Annotated in this window: 11 protein-coding genes and 1 rRNA gene; 1 reads left to right on the forward strand and 11 read right to left on the reverse strand. The window is 62.0% G+C overall.

Annotated features, from left to right (window positions below):
• Positions 1-17: 17 nt before the first annotated feature.
• Both ACODSJ_RS11170 and ACODSJ_RS11175 read right to left on the reverse strand, forming a co-directional pair.
• Complete coding sequence (locus ACODSJ_RS11170; RefSeq protein ID WP_489101772.1) at positions 18-1664, reverse strand: vWA domain-containing protein; 1647 nt, start codon at positions 1662-1664, stop codon at positions 18-20.
• A 103-nt stretch (positions 1665-1767) separates the two neighbouring features.
• Positions 1768-2769 carry a zinc-dependent alcohol dehydrogenase family protein gene (locus ACODSJ_RS11175; RefSeq protein ID WP_489101773.1) on the reverse strand — a complete coding sequence of 334 codons (1002 nt, stop codon included), beginning with the start codon at positions 2767-2769 and terminating at the stop codon, positions 1768-1770.
• Between the two features lie 107 nt (positions 2770-2876).
• Between ACODSJ_RS11175 and ACODSJ_RS11180 the strand changes: the two genes are divergently transcribed.
• Complete coding sequence (locus ACODSJ_RS11180) at positions 2877-3755, forward strand: LysR family transcriptional regulator (protein ID WP_489101774.1); 879 nt, start codon at positions 2877-2879, stop codon at positions 3753-3755.
• Positions 3756-3764: 9 nt separating this feature from the next.
• Here ACODSJ_RS11180 and ACODSJ_RS11185 read toward each other — a convergent pair whose 3' ends face one another.
• The 9 genes from ACODSJ_RS11185 to rrf form a co-directional block, all read right to left on the reverse strand.
• Positions 3765-5078, reverse strand: a complete 1314-nt coding sequence (locus tag ACODSJ_RS11185) for an MFS transporter (protein WP_489101775.1) — start codon at positions 5076-5078, stop codon at positions 3765-3767.
• A gap of 13 nt (positions 5079-5091) precedes the next feature.
• Complete coding sequence (locus tag ACODSJ_RS11190; protein WP_489101776.1) at positions 5092-5652, reverse strand: YbhB/YbcL family Raf kinase inhibitor-like protein; 561 nt, start codon at positions 5650-5652, stop codon at positions 5092-5094.
• 89 nt (positions 5653-5741) lie between these two features.
• Positions 5742-6239, reverse strand: coding sequence for a poly-beta-1,6-N-acetyl-D-glucosamine biosynthesis protein PgaD (pgaD, locus tag ACODSJ_RS11195; protein ID WP_489101777.1), 498 nt, complete (start codon positions 6237-6239; stop codon positions 5742-5744).
• Positions 6236-7591, reverse strand: a complete 1356-nt coding sequence (gene pgaC / locus ACODSJ_RS11200) for a poly-beta-1,6-N-acetyl-D-glucosamine synthase (protein WP_489101778.1) — start codon at positions 7589-7591, stop codon at positions 6236-6238. Before pgaC ends, pgaD begins: the two co-directional genes overlap by 4 nt.
• Position 7592: 1 nt before the next feature.
• Positions 7593-9590 carry a poly-beta-1,6-N-acetyl-D-glucosamine N-deacetylase PgaB gene (gene pgaB, locus ACODSJ_RS11205; protein WP_489101779.1) on the reverse strand — a complete coding sequence of 666 codons (1998 nt, stop codon included), beginning with the start codon at positions 9588-9590 and terminating at the stop codon, positions 7593-7595.
• A gap of 12 nt (positions 9591-9602) precedes the next feature.
• A complete protein-coding gene (gene pgaA, locus ACODSJ_RS11210) occupies positions 9603-12083 on the reverse strand; it encodes a poly-beta-1,6 N-acetyl-D-glucosamine export porin PgaA (RefSeq protein WP_489101780.1) in 2481 nt (826 codons plus the stop codon).
• Between the two features lie 240 nt (positions 12084-12323).
• On the reverse strand, positions 12324-13829 hold the full coding sequence (locus tag ACODSJ_RS11215; protein WP_489101781.1) for a YdgA family protein: 1506 nt from the start codon (positions 13827-13829) through the stop codon (positions 12324-12326).
• A 155-nt stretch (positions 13830-13984) separates the two neighbouring features.
• Positions 13985-14620: an NADH:ubiquinone oxidoreductase subunit N gene (locus ACODSJ_RS11220; protein ID WP_489101782.1), complete on the reverse strand. Its 636-nt coding sequence runs from the start codon at positions 14618-14620 to the stop codon at positions 13985-13987.
• Positions 14621-14802: 182 nt separating this feature from the next.
• A 5S ribosomal RNA gene (rrf, locus tag ACODSJ_RS11225) occupies positions 14803-14918 on the reverse strand.
• Between the last annotated feature and the right edge of the window lie 114 nt (positions 14919-15032).

Consider the following 15032-nt stretch of genomic DNA (forward strand, 5'->3'; position numbering starts at 1 on the left):
GCGAACTCCTTTCGCAGTCAGAGTACCGGTTTGAGACTTTGTGCCAGCTCGACCAATTGCACGAACTCGGCGCGCAAGCCAAACGGGTCTTCGCCTCGCGCAGACCGGGCCAGGGCAGCCGTGTCCTGCAAACTCATGTTGCCGGTGTAGCGTCCATCACCCTTGAGCTGTTGGGCGAACGCAGCCACGGCGGCGGCGAAGCGCAGGTCATCGCTGGCCTTGTCATTTTTCGATGTGCCGTTGATCGGGTGCTCGATCAAGCGGCTGCTACCACCGGCCGCAGGCTTGTAGCGTACCCGCAACATCGCCAGTTCGCTGCTCTTGCCGTCCAGCTTGGGTGGATTGGCATAGCGCAACGGCTCCAGCCAGCCTGGCTCGCCCTTCGGAACGATTTCATACAACGCCGTGACCGTATGCCCAGCCCCGATCTCGCCGGCATCGACCTTGTCGTTGTTGAAATCCTCACGCTTGAGCGCACGGTTCTCATACCCCAACAGGCGATATTCGCTGACCTGGGCGGGATTGAATTCCACCTGCAGCTTCACATCCTTCGCCACCACCGCGAGGGTGGAACTGAGCTGGTCCACCAACACCTTGCGTGCTTCGAGCAGGTTGTCGATGTAGGCGTAGTTGCCATCCCCGGCGTCGGCCAGCTGCTCCATCAGGTGTTCATTGTAGTTGTCCACGCCAAAGCCCAGCGTCGTCAGGGAGACACCGCTCTTGCGTTGCTCCACGGCCATCTGCTTGAGGCTGTCGAAGTCGCTGACGCCGACGTTGAAGTCACCGTCGGTGGCCAGCAGGATGCGATTGATGCCCTTGTCGATAAAGCTTTCCCGCGCCATCCGGTAGGCCAGTTCGATACCCGAGGCACCTGCGGTGCTGCCGCCGGCGTCCAACTGGTCGATGGCATTGCGGATCGTGGCTTTGTCGCGGCCCGAAGTGGGCTTGAGCACCACCCGCGATTCGCCGGCATAAACCACCAGCGACACCCGGTCCTGCTCGCGCAACTGGTCCACCAGCAGCTTCAAGGTGCTCTTGACCAGCGGCAGGCCTTCACGGCGGTCCATGGAGCCGGACACGTCCACCAGGAACACCAGGTTGGCCGGCGCCAGGTCCGCCACGGCGCGATCAGACGCCTTGATACCGATGCGCAGCAAGCGGGTATGGGGGTTCCACGGCGACGGCGCCACTTCGGTGGTCACCCCAAAAGGTGAACCGTCAGTGGGCAAGGAGTAAGCGTAAGGAAAGTAATTGACCATTTCCTCCAGTCGCACGGCACCTTCGGGCGGCAGGCTACCTTGATTGAGGAAACGTCGCACGTTGGCGTAACTGCCCGTGTCGACATCGACACTGAAGGTCGAGACCGGTGTTTCCATCACGCTATGGATCGGATTATCGGGCAGCTTTTCATATTGCTCGCGCGGCTCGCTGCGGTAGTCCATGGCCGGGGCATCGCTCACCACCGTCGGTGACGGTGCCACGCTGCGCTTGGCCATGGATGGCTCATAGGCGACTTCGCCTAGCAGGGCTGAGCTGGGAGACGCCACATCGGCAGGCTTGGCGACCTCCCGGGAAGAAGACAGCCCACAGCCGGCCAGCGCCACCAGCAAGGTCACGGCGAAGCCCTGGGCGGCAGGGCGCAGGAATGGAAGAGGACGGGACATGGGCTGAACCTCGAAAGTGGATGTATCGTTCACTGGGTCAGACGCAAGGCATCCCGGATTCGGGTTAACGGCGGAAAATTTTTTGCAACCTCGCAACCCGGCCTCACTCAACCCCGATTTGCACCACGGTTTTCCCTTTCCCGCGCCCCTCGGCCACCTGCGCAAAGGCCTCATTGACATCTTCCAGGCCAAACCGGGTTTGATCGATCTTGATCCGCAACGCTCCGGCCTCGACCAGCGCCGCAGCCTTGCGCAAGATCCAACCATGATGCTCGCGCCCCTTCCCGGTCAGCAGCGGCATCAACGTGAACACCCCGGAATAGCTCGCCCCTCGGAATGACAACGGCGCAAGGCTGTGCTGGCCCCATCCGAGGCAGCTCAACACATGGCCGGTGTAGGCCTTTACCGCACTGAACGACGCGTCCAGGGTCGGGCCGCCCACAGTGTCGTAGACGATGTCGAAGCCTTCGCCTTCGGTGTACTGGTGCACGTAGCTGTCGGCGTCCTGGGTCCGGTAGTCGATGGCCGAAGCGCCCAGCTCGCGAATGAAACCCAGGCTGTCGGCCGAGCCAGTAGCGTAGACCGCTGCGCCCCTGGCCTTGGCGATTTGCACAGCCATTTGACCGACGCCACCCGCACCGCCGTGAACCAACACCTGTTGACCCGGCCTGACGTTGGCGCGGTCTACCAAGCCTTCCCACGCCGTGATAAATGCCAGCGGCAAGGCTGCCGCTTCGCGCATGCTCAGTGAGCGAGGCTTGGGGGCAATCAGGCGAGCATCGACAACGATGTATTCGGCCAGCGCGCCCTGGGCGCCGCCGATCCCGCCGGCCATGCCGAATACTTCGTCGCCAGGTGTGAAATCGTCCACCCCCTCGCCCCGCTCAACCACCGTCCCGGCCAGGTCGATCCCCAATACGGCGGGCAGCGGCTGACGAGCATGTGCGGCGCCTCCCGCCGCGATCTTGGTGTCCAGCGGGTTGATTCCGACCGCCTGGACCTTGATCAATACCTGCCCCTTGCCGGGCACAGGCCGAGCGAGGGGACGGACAACCAGCGGCGCCTGGGCGGTTTCGGCAACGGCGGCAAACATGGTGTTGTTCATGACGATAAACCTCCAATCAGTGGGTAGGTTCATAGTGCGAGGGCAGACGCATTCCGATAAGTGAGCAACAATGCATAGGATTCATTCCAGACAGAGGCTAAATCCTGATGGATCTGCTCGACGCAATGCAGGTGTTCGTGCGAGTGGTGGAGCGCGGCTCGTTCTCGGCCGTCGCCCGGGAGTCGAACCTGGGCCAACCCGCGGTGAGCAAGCAGATCCGCGCATTGGAGCAGCACCTTGGCGGGGCCCTGTTCGCCCGCAGCACACGCCACCTCGCGCTGACCGACCAGGGGCAACGCTTCTATGCACAGAGCAAGGACATACTGGCCAGCGTGGACGCGGCACGGCTCAGTTTCGCCAATGGGCAGGAACAGATCGCCGGCCTTCTGCGCGTGGCAGCGCCGGTGAGTTTCGGCCGATTGTGCATCGCGCCCTTGGTGGGCGAGTTCCTGGCGCGTCATCCACAGGTTCAGATCGACTTGAGACTGAGCGATCAGAATGAAGACGTGTTGAAGGAAAACATCGACCTGGCCATCCGCATTGGCGTGGTGAAAAGCGAAGGGCTGGTGGCGATCCCCCTCGGCGACAGCCCGCGCCGGGTGTACGCCTCGCCTGCCTATCTGCAACAGCGCGGCACGCCCCTCACCCCCGCTGATCTGACTCGCCATAACTGCTTGGCTTTCACGCTGCTGGAGCATTACGACGTCTGGCGGTTCGACCACGATGGCCTGCAACAGAGCGTCACGATCAAGGGCAACGTCACCTGCAACAGCAGCGAGGCGATCCGGGAAATGGTGCTGTCGGGCCTGGGCGTGTCACTTTCCCCACAGTGGTTGTTCGCGGCCGATGTTCGTCAGGGAACCGTGTCCACCCTGCTGACCGATTACCTGCCGCCAGCACTGCCCATCAGCGCCGTGTTCAGTCACGACCGACGCCGCTCGGCACGAACCCGAGCCTTTGTGGACTTTTTGCGCGAGAGGCTCTGAACGACCCGGCTAGGATTCACAGACCACTGACGGCTGCGCAACCTTCCCACGCCGCCCCGGAAAATACAGCGCTGCCCCCACGCCCACCGCCCCCATCACCACGCAATACCCCACGCATACCCACGGGCTCCACGGCACCAGTGCAATAAGCAGCAGCGGCGTCATGCTCGCCCACAGGGCATAGGCGATGTTGTAGGTGAGCGAGATGCCGGACACGCGGATCTTCGGCGGGAACAGGCTGACCATCACCGAAGGCACCGCACCGACCACGCCGCAACCCAGGCCGGCCACGGCATAGGCCAGGCCCAGCCAGGCGCCGTCGTTGATCAGGCTGGCGTAGAGCGCGGCGATGCCCAGGGGCAGCAGCAGGCTGTAGAGCAGGACGGTGCGCCAGGCGCCGATACGGTCGACGATGAGCCCGGCCAGCACACAGCCGACGTTCAGGAACACGATGCCCAGGCTGCTCAGGGCGAAGGTGTGGCCGGGGGTCATACCGAAGCTCTTCTGCATCACGGTCGGGGTGATGACCACGAACACCACCACGGCGCTGGTCAGCACACAGGTGAGGATGGCTGCCGGCAGCAAGGCGGGCCGGTGGTCACGCAGGACCGTGCGCAGCGGCAGCTCCGCCGCGCCTTCGCGGTTGGCTTGCAGGGCCATGAAGATCGGCGTCTCGCTCAGCCAACGGCGCAACCAGACGCCGATCACACCGAACACCCCGCCCAGGAGGAACGGCAAGCGCCAGGCGTAATCGAGAATTTCCGCCGGCGTGTAGATCCGCGCCAGCGCCGTTGCGGTCAAGGCGCCCAGCAAGTAGCCGAAGGTCAGGCCGGCCTGGAGGAAACCCAGGGCGTAGCCGCGATGTTGCAACGGCGCATGCTCGGCCACGAACACCCAGGCGCTCGGCACTTCCCCGCCCACCGCCGCACCTTGCAGGATACGCAACGCCAGCAACAGCAATGGAGCGAAATAGCCGATCTGCGCGTAGGTCGGCATCACTCCGATGAGCAGGCACGGCAAGGCCATCATCAGGATGCTCAGGCTGAACACCCGCTTGCGCCCCAGGCGGTCGGCGAAGTGCGCCATGAGGATGCCGCCCAGCGGCCGGGCCAGGTAACCCGTGGCGAAAATCCCGAAGCTTTGCAGCAGGCGCAGCCACTCGGGCATTTGCGGCGGGAAGAACAGTTGGCTGAGGGTCAGGGCGAAGAAGACGAAGATAATGAAATCATAAATCTCCAACGCCCCGCCGAGCGCGGCCAGGCCCAGGGTCTTGTAGTCGGACCGGCCGAATCGTTCGCCTGGTAGATGAGTGGTGGCAGTCATGGGCAGGTTCGGGTCAGCGGTGATAACGCCGCACCACGCTGCTGTTGCGCAGTACGTGGCCGTTGATCTTTTCCATCAACTGGGCGCGGGTAAGGCCGGCGGGGAGTGCTTCCGGCGGCAGGTCCAGGGCGAACAGCTGGATCAGGTAGTGATGCGCGCTGTCGCCGATGGGCGGGCAAGGGCCGATGTAGCCACGGGTGTTCTTGCTGTTGATGCCACCCATGCCTTCCAGTGCAGGCTTGGTGCCCGCCCCGGCCGGAATTTGCCGGGTGGAGGCCTTGATGCCGTAGAGGATCCAGTGATCGACGCCCTGCCCCCGTTGGCCGTCCGGGTCCAACATGACGATGGCGTAGCTGAGGGTGCCCGGCGGGCCGGCATTCCAGCTCAAGGCCGGGGAAATATTCTTGCCACCGCAATTGTTTGCATCGCTGGCGGCCGCAGCGGTGAACAGTCGGTCATCCGACACACCGGGAATGCTGAGGGTGAAACGCTCCTCGGCCTGGGCAACACCTTGTGCGCACAGTACGAAGGCTACAGCCGCCAACCAGGGGGAGAGAGTGTTCAATCGAGTCATACCGGGCACCTTATGCGGATAGGCCATGGATGGCCTGCGAACTATAGCCGCAGTGCCCGCCCGGTTGCAGTGACAATTAGTGAAACTCGCTACACGTCAGCCGATAAGTGAATAACCTGCGGTCGCTCCAAGGGTGCGAGGGGCGGTGGTTGCAAGTCGGGGCTGAGCCAGTGGAAGTGCGGCACGACGTGACTGATATCGCCGTCCTGGTTGTTGTGGATGATCTTCGAACCCGGCTGGCGCAAGGTGCCGAGGCGCTCGTCGGTCAACTTGAAGCTGGCGCTCAGGCCCTGGTCATCCACCACCGGCGCCGGCAACCGACGCTGGGCGAAGCTGCGGCTCTTGCGCTGCTGATAACGCGCCCAGCTGATCAGCAACACCGCGTTGACCAGTGCGATCCAACCGTAGACCTGCAACGTCCCCAGGGTGTCGAACAACGACCCGCCCAAGTGCGGGCCGGCCTGGCTATCCAACAGCGGCCACAGGCCATTGATCAGCAGATACAGCAGGCCCACCCACGCCAGCACGGTAAAGAACGCATCGATGACCACCAGAAAAGGCCGTTGCCGGGTCCTGATAATTTTCATCGGATCACTTCCTCTTCCTGATCATCGAACGGCTTGATGCCGCGATCCGGACTGATCCAGCGCGCACGCTGCTGATGCCGCCCGAACAGCACTTTTGGAAAGCTCACCAGGGTGGTGAAGAGGCTGATCAGCCAGAACACCAACGGATACCAGACCACCCAGAACATGATGTGCCACAGGCCTTTTTCGTAGCGGCGGTCGATCAGGATGCTCACTGCGAACTGCAACAGGCACACCACCGCCAGCAACAACCCGGTAAAGGCCGGCGGCATCAGGTGGTCCACGGCAATGGCCGCCGGCATCTCGACGAATTTGCCCGCCCCCCAGAAAACCACCGACAGCAGGAAGGTGAACGCCCAACCGGTGGACAGGCAATATTCGAACAGCAGCGGCCACAGGTAGCGATGGCGGTATTGCCAGATGCCACGGATGTTCTTGAACAGCACCTCGGCACCACCCTGGGCCCAGCGCAGCCGTTGCCGCCAGAGGCCGCGCAGGGTTTCGGGCATGAGGATCCAGCACAGCGCGCGCGGCTCGTAGAAGATGCTCCAGTGGTCGAGCTGCAGCTTCCAGCTGATGTCGATGTCTTCGGTGATCATGTCCGGGCTCCAGTAGCCGACCCGGTGCAGGGCGGTGCGGCGGAACGCGACGATCACGCCGGACACGGTGAAGATCCGTCCGAAGACCCGTTGGGTGCGCTTGATCAGGCCGATGATCGAGGAGAACTCGCCGACCTGGACTCGGCCCACCAGGGTCGAACGGGTGCGGATGCGCGGGTTGCCGGTCACCGCGCCGAGGCGGGCGTTGTCCAGCATCGGAGCCACCAGATAGGCGCAGGTGTTGGGTGCCAGCAAGGCGTCGCCGTCGATGCACACCAGGTACTCGCTGCGCGCCGCGATGGCGCCCATGCGCAGGGCCACGGCCTTGCCCTGGTTTTCCGCCAGGTGCAGCACCCGCAGGCGTGGGTCTTGCGTCGCCAGTTGGTCGAGCATCTGGGCAGTGTTGTCTTTCGAACCGTCGTTGATGGCGATGACTTCGATGTTCGGATAATGCTGGCCCAACGCCGCGTGAATGGTGTCGGCAACGTTATCGCCTTCGTTGAAGCACGGGATCAGGATGCTGATCAGCGGCTCGCCCGTCAGGGGCGGCGGCAGGGTGTCGTCCTTCCACGGCCAGTGACGCTCCCAGTGCAGCCAGAAATACAGGCCGCCGGCGATCCACAGCCCGGACATGAACAACGGGTAAAAGAACACGAAGTCCATCAGGAATTGCCCGGTGGCCAGGAAGATCAGGCCCAGGGGCACCCCAAGGACGATCGCCAGCACCAGCAGGGCGAGCAGTCTGTCGAACATGTCAAGGATTCCACTTGTTGGAGAGCGCCGGCCGCACGTTTTTCACAGGGGGCTGGTCTTCGATGAAGTTGTCCGGGTAGTAGCCGAAACTGGTCACGCCCTGGCGCTTGAGGCGCCCCATCCAGTCGGCCAGCCGCTTGCCGTCGATGTCGGCAGCCGGGTGGCTGTCCCAGTCACGGGCCTGCAATTCGAACACTGTGCGCTTGAGGGCGCCGGGCCGGGACTTGACGGTCTGGACCAGGCGCTCCAGCCACGGGCCGGATTGCGCAAGGGTCTGTTTTTCCATCAACGGCATGGCCATCGGGGCGGTCCAGTCATAGGCCCCGAGGAAGTCGTCGAGGTTCTGGGCGAACCAGGCTTCACTTTCCGGATTGAGCATCGGCTCGGCAAAGATATTGCGCGCCGTGCGCACCTGCGGGCCACGGATCGCCCGGACCTTGGCGGTCAGTTCAGCGGTGAAGTCGATCAGGTAACGGCTCTTGAAGCGGGTCCAGCGTTGCATCGCAGCCGGATCGTCGCGCAGGGCGGCGATGGACGTCGGCAAGCCGTTGGCGGCATAGACCTTCAGGGCGGTGGGGCCGGCATCCTCGAAATCGGAGAACACCGCGTCGTCATGGTAGAGCACACCGTCCACCGAGCTCATCCGCGCCATGTCTTCGTAGATCTCACCGATAACCTTGCGCACGTTCGGGTCGAACGGCGACAAACGCACGTACTGGTCCGGGGCAATGCCGGTCTTGCCGGTTTCCGGATCCCAGCGCTGGACCCGCGGCAGCTTCGCGTCCAGGGCAAAACTGAGCACCGGCATCCAGGCATAGACCTTGACGTTGGCCCGGGTGCGCAACTGCCAGGCAACCCGGTCGAACAGGTCGGCCCGCACCGGCAGGTGACGGTTGGCGAAATACAACGAATGCACCAGGCCGTCGCCTTTCGGATCGGCAAACGCTTGCAGGAACACGGTATTGGCGCCCAGATCGGAAATGCGCTGGACCAGCTTGCCGACGTTGGCCTCCTGCTGCGCCGGATCCGGGTCGTAGACGTAATCCAGGTCGACATGCACCACGCGCATCGGGTCAATCGTCTGCACTGACACCATGCTTTCAGCAAAATGAGCACCGTCCGGATCGGACGCCACCAGGAACCGTGGACCGCTCATCAAGTTATCGAGGCTGTCGAGACCGTCCTCCAGGGTCAGGGCCATTTGGTAACCCTCGCTGCCGATCACCTGCAATGCGGTGCCGTCGGCTTCCCCATAAGGCCAGACCCAGATGCGCGGGCTGTAACCCACGACCTTGCGGATCTTCTCGGAAATGGCCGCCACGTCCTGGCGCAGGCGCGCCTGAAAATCGGCTTCGGTCTCATAGCGGCCGGTGGCCGGATCGTAGCGTCGAGTCGTCGCCGCCGGCTGCTGGTTGCCTTGCGGATTGGCGAGTATGCCCTTGTGACTGGCGTCGGTGTGGGCGGCGATTTCCACCAGGCCCGACTTCGACACCTCACGGATCTGCTCCCACGTCAGGAACTCGGAACGCGGGCGTGGCACCCCGGCGAAGTCCACCGCCTGATTCGGCGGCGTACCGACCCAACTGCCCACCGGAGCAAGGATCGCCGGCCAGTTATAGGCCCGCAGGATCGGCATGACGCGGGTATAGAAGCTCGAATAGCCGTCGTCGAAACTCAGCAGCACCGCACGCGGCGGCAGTTCCGGACCGCCATTACGGGCGCTGATGATCTGATCCACCGTGACCGGCTGGTAATTGTTTTCCCGTAGCCACGCCAGTTGCTCGATCAACCGCTCGGTACGCACCGCCACCAGCGCCTGGTCCGGGTCTCGGTCGTTGACATCGTGGTAGGCGATGCCCAGCACGTGATTCTTTGGCCATGGGGCATCATTGGCCGCCAGCGGGCGCTGCGAGGGCGGCGTGAATGCCGGGGCTTGCTGGGCACAAGCGCTGATCAGCAAGACGCCCAACAGAAGGATGAACCGCGAAATGACAGGCATCTTCAAACTCTTCTAGAAGCGGTAAGTGAGGTCGACAAGCAGGCGCAGGTCGCTTTCGCGATCGCCGTCGTAAGGGCGGTTCAACCAGCTCAGCATCGCACCGGCCTCGAACACATCGTTCCAGATGAAGCGCTGGCCATAGCCGAGCAAACCCATCGCACCCGTGCTGTAGTCGCGCTGGCTGTAGCTGCCGGCACCGGCCTGGAACTGCTGGCTCCAAGTGGTTTCGTAGCGGCGATACAACACGTGGTTGGCACTCACGGTCGGCATGACGCTGAAGTCCGACTTGGGGTTGAAGTACGGCACTTCGTTGGAACCGCTGTTACGGCTGGCCGCCACTTCCAGACCCAACTCCACTTGCAGCTTCGGCGTGCTGTAGATCCCTTCGCGACCGGTCAACTGAGTCTCAAGGCGATTATTGCCATCGCTGAAATGAGACGGGCTGAGCGCCAGTCGCCACTCGCGACTTTCATTGGCGCGCCAACGGACAAAACCGCTGCCGCCATTGGCGCGGACTCCGCTGTTAAGGGCCCGCAGCGGAGTGTTGGCCGAGAGGTAATCCAAGCTGCCGCCGTACTGCCAGTGGTCGTCGATATCGCGGGCCACGGCCAGGCGTGCGCCTTGCTTATCGCCGGAGCCATAGGCGTGATTGGAGACCTCGGCTTCCAGCGTCATGTCCCGGGTCCGACGTTCCACGCCCAGGCGCTGCCAGCGGTGGTGGCCGGTGCCTTCTTCGAAATCACCGGTGGCGTAGCCAGCGCCGCCGAACAGCCGCCAGTCTTCGTCAATGGGCGGGCTGTAGAGCAGCGTTTCGATTCCGAAGTCCCGACTGCCGGTGACAGCACCTGCGTCCCCGTTACCACCACCGAAACTCTTGCCGGTGTAGGCTTCAACACGCAGTTCAGCCATGTCATGCACGTCGCGCTGGCGTTGCAGGCGTTTGACGTGGGCGTTTTCCGGATAGCGCGCGACCACGTCGTCGGTCAGTGCATCCATCTGTCGCCATTCCTGCAAATCCATCGCGGCCCGGGCCTGGGCAATTTCCAGGTCACGGTTGCGCGCCAGTGTGGTCTCGACTTCCTTGAGCAGGTTTTCCGAACGCCGCGGCCAGTCCCGGGCCTGGTACAGATCGGCCTGGGCCAGGCGCATGCCGGTGTTGCCCGGACCTTGATAGACCAAGCTCTCCAGGCGCGCCTCGGCAGACGGCAGGTCGGCACCAAAAGTACCGGCTTGGGCGGCGAGCTGCTGGGCATCCATCCATTCATCGTTGGGGTCGCCGATCGGCAGCCCCTTGAGCTCGATACGCGGACGCTGGGACTTCGCCATGTCTTCAGCCAGCGCGCGGGCTTCTTCAGGTTGTTCACTTTCCAGCAAGGCGTAGTAGAGCGCGGTGTTGTCCTCGACGCGCTGCGCAGGATCGGCATCAGGCGCTGCCAAGACGCGGCGGTACAAATCGACGGCGATCTCCGGCTCCCGCAGCTCCAGGTAGGAAGAAGCCACCCAGCGCAGCGCATAGGTCGGAATGCTCACGCCTTCGGCGATCAGCGCCTGGTATTGCGCAATGACTTCAGCACGACGCGCCCGGGCATTGAGGGCGCCCATGCGATCGATACGCCAGCGCAGTACATCGTCATGAGCCTCCGCCACCGGGGTCCAAGTGGCGAGCAACTTGTCGTAGTCGGCCAGGGCGCGATCGGCGATGACGAAGCGCTCCTGTTCGCTGCGGCTCGCCATGTCCGCCAGGCGCACCCGCTCGGCCGCCACATCGCCTTCCAACCGACGCTGCACGCCCCGGTCGATCAACCCTGGCTTGAGACGGGCCAGGCGCAGGGCCGGTTCCGGCAGTCGGGCATGTTGCAGGGCGATGAGGTACTGCCGGGCAACTTCGGGTTGGTTGCCCGCGCGGAAGAACGCCTGGTCGTATTCAAACAGCGCCTCGTAGGGATCGTTGGCGCGCGTGAGGGCATAGCCCAGGGCCAGTCGGGCCATCGGGTCTTCAGGCTTGGCGGCAACCAGTGCCTTGGCGCGGCTGACGGCTTCGTCAGGTTGCCCGGCATCCGCCTGGGTCAACGCGAGACCGAGTTGCAGGTCGAGGTTCCGGGCGTCCGCCTGTATGGCCTGGCGATACAGTGCAATCGCCGAATCCCAGCGCTTCAGGTTGCGATAGGCACGTGCGGTGGCCGACACGGCCTGTACCGGCAAGGCACGAGAGCGGCCTTGGGTTTCGTAGACTTCTACCACTTCGGCATCGAGCCCCGCCCAACTGGCGATCTGCAAGTGGTCACTGATTTGCGCGGTGCTCGCCTGTCCGGCCGGCACTTGGCGCAACGTGGTCAACGCAGGCGTGTAGTGGCCGGCCCGGGCGTCCAGCACCATTTGGTCATAGGCGGTCTGGGCGTCAGCCAACACAGGCCAACACAATTGACCGCACAGCACGACGCGAAACAACGGGCGCAAGCCACTTTGAATAAGGGGACCCACAGTACGCGGCATTCGTCAGCATCCTTACATGGCCAGCCGGGTCGCAGTGCCCCCTTGCCCATCAAACAGGAAGCCGGATCAAAGGAATCCAGCCAAGCTCTAAGGGGCCTAGTTTTGCATTCCCTGGCCACGCATCTTCCGGAGCGCCACAATTCTTCAGAATCGATACAGATTTGGCCGGGGCTTTCGATGGGCAAAAAAAACCGGCCCGTGCGTCATGCACGGGCCGGTTTCTGGTACAGCTTGAACGGATTACTGAATGGCGACGCCGCCGCTCATCTTGTTCATCACAAACGTCGAGAACTCTTCGACGGTCATTTTCTGGCCGTTGAAGTCGATCTGATTGTTGGCATAGTGCAAGTTGGTCACGATGTCGTTGCCTTGCAGCACCGCCAGTTCGGAACCTACCGCCATGCTGCTGATCATGTCGCTGGTCGCGGCGGCTTGTTCGGCGATCATCTGAGCGTCGGTCTGACCTTCCATTTGCGCCTGCATGGTCATCAGGTCCACCAGCATCGGCTTGGACACCTTCACCTTGAAGTCCAGCAAGGCCAGCAACTGGCGGCCCAGTTCGTCAGGTGGCAGGTCCATCGATTGCGGCTTGGCCAAATCCATCACCAGCGACGCACGGGTTTCACCGTTGGCGGTATTGAACGACAGGTTCTCCAGCGCCACTTGCGGGGCACCGGCCAGGATTTTTTCCAGGTCCGCCTTGACTTGGGCTTCTTCAGCTTCGGTCAGGTTCAGCTCAGGTGACGGTTCGCCTGCGGCGGCGGCCTCGGCCGAGGCTTTTTCGTAGGGTTGCAGCTTGGTCTGGTAGAGCTGCATCAGTGACATGGTGGCCGGGATGTCCAGGTTCTTCAGGCTGACCGCCATCTGCGCCGAGCCAATGGTCTTGTCATTGAACGACAACTCACCGATCTTGTAATCGGCACGGCCCGAAGCACTGGTGCCGTTCTCGGCACTGCTGTTCTTCAGCTCGAAATTCTTCAGGTTCAGCACCGACTTCGGCTCACCGAAGCTGGCCTTGGTGTTGCTCAACAGCAGGGTGTTATCACCCATGTAGTAGCCGTAGGTGCTCTTGCTCAGGTTACTGGCAATGGTCAAGCCACTGAGCTCGACAAGCACCGGTGCCTGGTCTTCGGACACGGTGGTCAGCTTGAAGCTGTCCATGTAGCCGTCTGCCTTGATCTTCTGCGCCTGGGCGCTGGCTGCCAGGTCGATCTTCAGGCCGGAAAAGGTGAGCTGAGACTGTTCGTCCAGCTTCATCTCCAGTGGCAGCAGTTCGAAGCTGCCGTTGGTGGACTGGTCGTAGCCCAGGTTGATCACGCCTTTGAGCGGCGATTTATCCTTGGCGGCGGCGAACCATTTTTCGGTCAGCGGCGTTCTTTCCAACTCGGAGTGACTGGTCGCCATGACCGGCAACCATTTGAACGACGTCAGGCGAGAAAACGGCAGTGGACCGTGTTCGATGTTGTCGACGATCAGCAATTCGACCGGCTCACTACCAAACATTTCGCCTTCACCCTTGAAGCGATAATGGGCGGTGCTGCTGAATACCCCTCGCTCCAGGGAAACCAACTCCACCGAAGCCGTACCGTTGGAGCCGGTAAACGCCAGCTGCAGTTGCTTGTTGTTTTCAGCGATAGCCGTGTTCAGCACGCCTTCGAGCTTCGTACCGGTGTACCAGGCGCCACCGGCACTGACCGCCCCGATAGCCACTACGATTCCCAGGAGTACGCTTGCTGATTTGTTCATGAGTGATCCGATCGATATCCATGGTTGAAAAAATTGTCGTCTTCCCTGACCCACGAAGGGTGTGGCTCGACGTCGTGAAGTGGTGGGAGATTACCATCAGGCACACCCGCAGGCCCAATGTTTAAAGGGGGAAAAGCGTATTCTTGAGAGATGGTCTACGAATATTGGACCTCTATCTCGTCCAGTTGATGGTCGAAGGTCTTGAGACGGGCCGACCAAGTGTAGACCAGTACTTCGAAGTCACGATTGATCACTGCCGCGCCCGATGAGTCGGCGTGTGAATCACAGAAATCCAATTGATAGCGCTCGCGAGCCATGGCGTTCGCGACGTCGCACAATTCACGCGCGTTACTGAGCCAATGCCAGCCGCCTTGGGTGACTTGCTTGTCCAGAGCCGCACATTGAGTCTTCAGCGCCTCCAGGCTTTTTTCCAGCGGGGTACCGGTGAGCTCGCCCATGACTTCTTGGAATGTGCGACCAGGCTGCCAATAGCTGCCCCAGAAATAGCGATCGAATACCGTTTCGACCCGGCGCAACGCAACCTTGGTGTCCCAGATCAGCACCAGGGTCTTGCCTTGCTCAAGCTGTCTTTTCTTGATGCGCTGGCCTTGAAGCGATGCCCAGGCCACGATTGCAATGGATATCACGCCGATCAGCGCCGCCGCGCTATCGAGAAAGAGCAATGCCTTGTCGATCTGGTGGGTAAGCATGACGCCATAGAAATAGGTGGCCGACAGCAATATCAGCGCCGCCACCGCGCACCAGAAGCCAGGAGCATAAGGGTTTTTCATTATTGGAATCCCCATGACCAGTGACGTTGCGGACTCCTTTTGACAGAGTCCCGACTATCAAAGCATAGCAACGGCCTCGGGGTTTGCCGGGGTGCCAGCCGCAATCAGGGGCGTCATCCGATTACCGGCCCAAAACGACAAAACCCCTACCTGCATCAGCAGATAGGGGTTTCGGAATTCAATCTTGACGATGACCTACTCTCACATGGGGAAACCCCACACTACCATCGGCGATGCATCGTTTCACTTCTGAGTTCGGGATGGGATCAGGTGGTTCCAATGCTCTATGGTCGTCAAGAAATTCTGTAACCGGTCCGTTCAACAGCAACGTGCCAGTGAAAATCGATAACTTCTACTAAAACAAAACCCCTACCTGCATCAGCAGATAGGGGTTTCGGAATTTAATCTTGAC

The sequence above is a fragment of the Pseudomonas sp. FG6 genome (assembly GCF_057809015.1).

Bases quoted from the DNA above. Each gene is read 5' to 3' on its own strand.
- ACODSJ_RS11170 (WP_489101772.1), bottom strand. From the start codon at position 1,664: ATGTCCCGTCCTCTTCCATTCCTGCGCCCTGCCGCCCAGGGCTTCGCC.
- ACODSJ_RS11175 (WP_489101773.1), bottom strand. From the start codon at position 2,769: ATGAACAACACCATGTTTGCCGCCGTTGCCGAAACCGCCCAGGCGCCG.
- ACODSJ_RS11180 (WP_489101774.1), top strand. From the start codon at position 2,877: ATGGATCTGCTCGACGCAATGCAGGTGTTCGTGCGAGTGGTGGAGCGC.
- ACODSJ_RS11185 (WP_489101775.1), bottom strand. From the start codon at position 5,078: ATGACTGCCACCACTCATCTACCAGGCGAACGATTCGGCCGGTCCGAC.
- ACODSJ_RS11190 (WP_489101776.1), bottom strand. From the start codon at position 5,652: ATGACTCGATTGAACACTCTCTCCCCCTGGTTGGCGGCTGTAGCCTTC.
- pgaD (WP_489101777.1), bottom strand. From the start codon at position 6,239: ATGAAAATTATCAGGACCCGGCAACGGCCTTTTCTGGTGGTCATCGAT.
- pgaC (WP_489101778.1), bottom strand. From the start codon at position 7,591: ATGTTCGACAGACTGCTCGCCCTGCTGGTGCTGGCGATCGTCCTTGGG.
- pgaB (WP_489101779.1), bottom strand. From the start codon at position 9,590: ATGCCTGTCATTTCGCGGTTCATCCTTCTGTTGGGCGTCTTGCTGATC.
- pgaA (WP_489101780.1), bottom strand. From the start codon at position 12,083: ATGCCGCGTACTGTGGGTCCCCTTATTCAAAGTGGCTTGCGCCCGTTG.
- ACODSJ_RS11215 (WP_489101781.1), bottom strand. From the start codon at position 13,829: ATGAACAAATCAGCAAGCGTACTCCTGGGAATCGTAGTGGCTATCGGG.
- ACODSJ_RS11220 (WP_489101782.1), bottom strand. From the start codon at position 14,620: ATGAAAAACCCTTATGCTCCTGGCTTCTGGTGCGCGGTGGCGGCGCTG.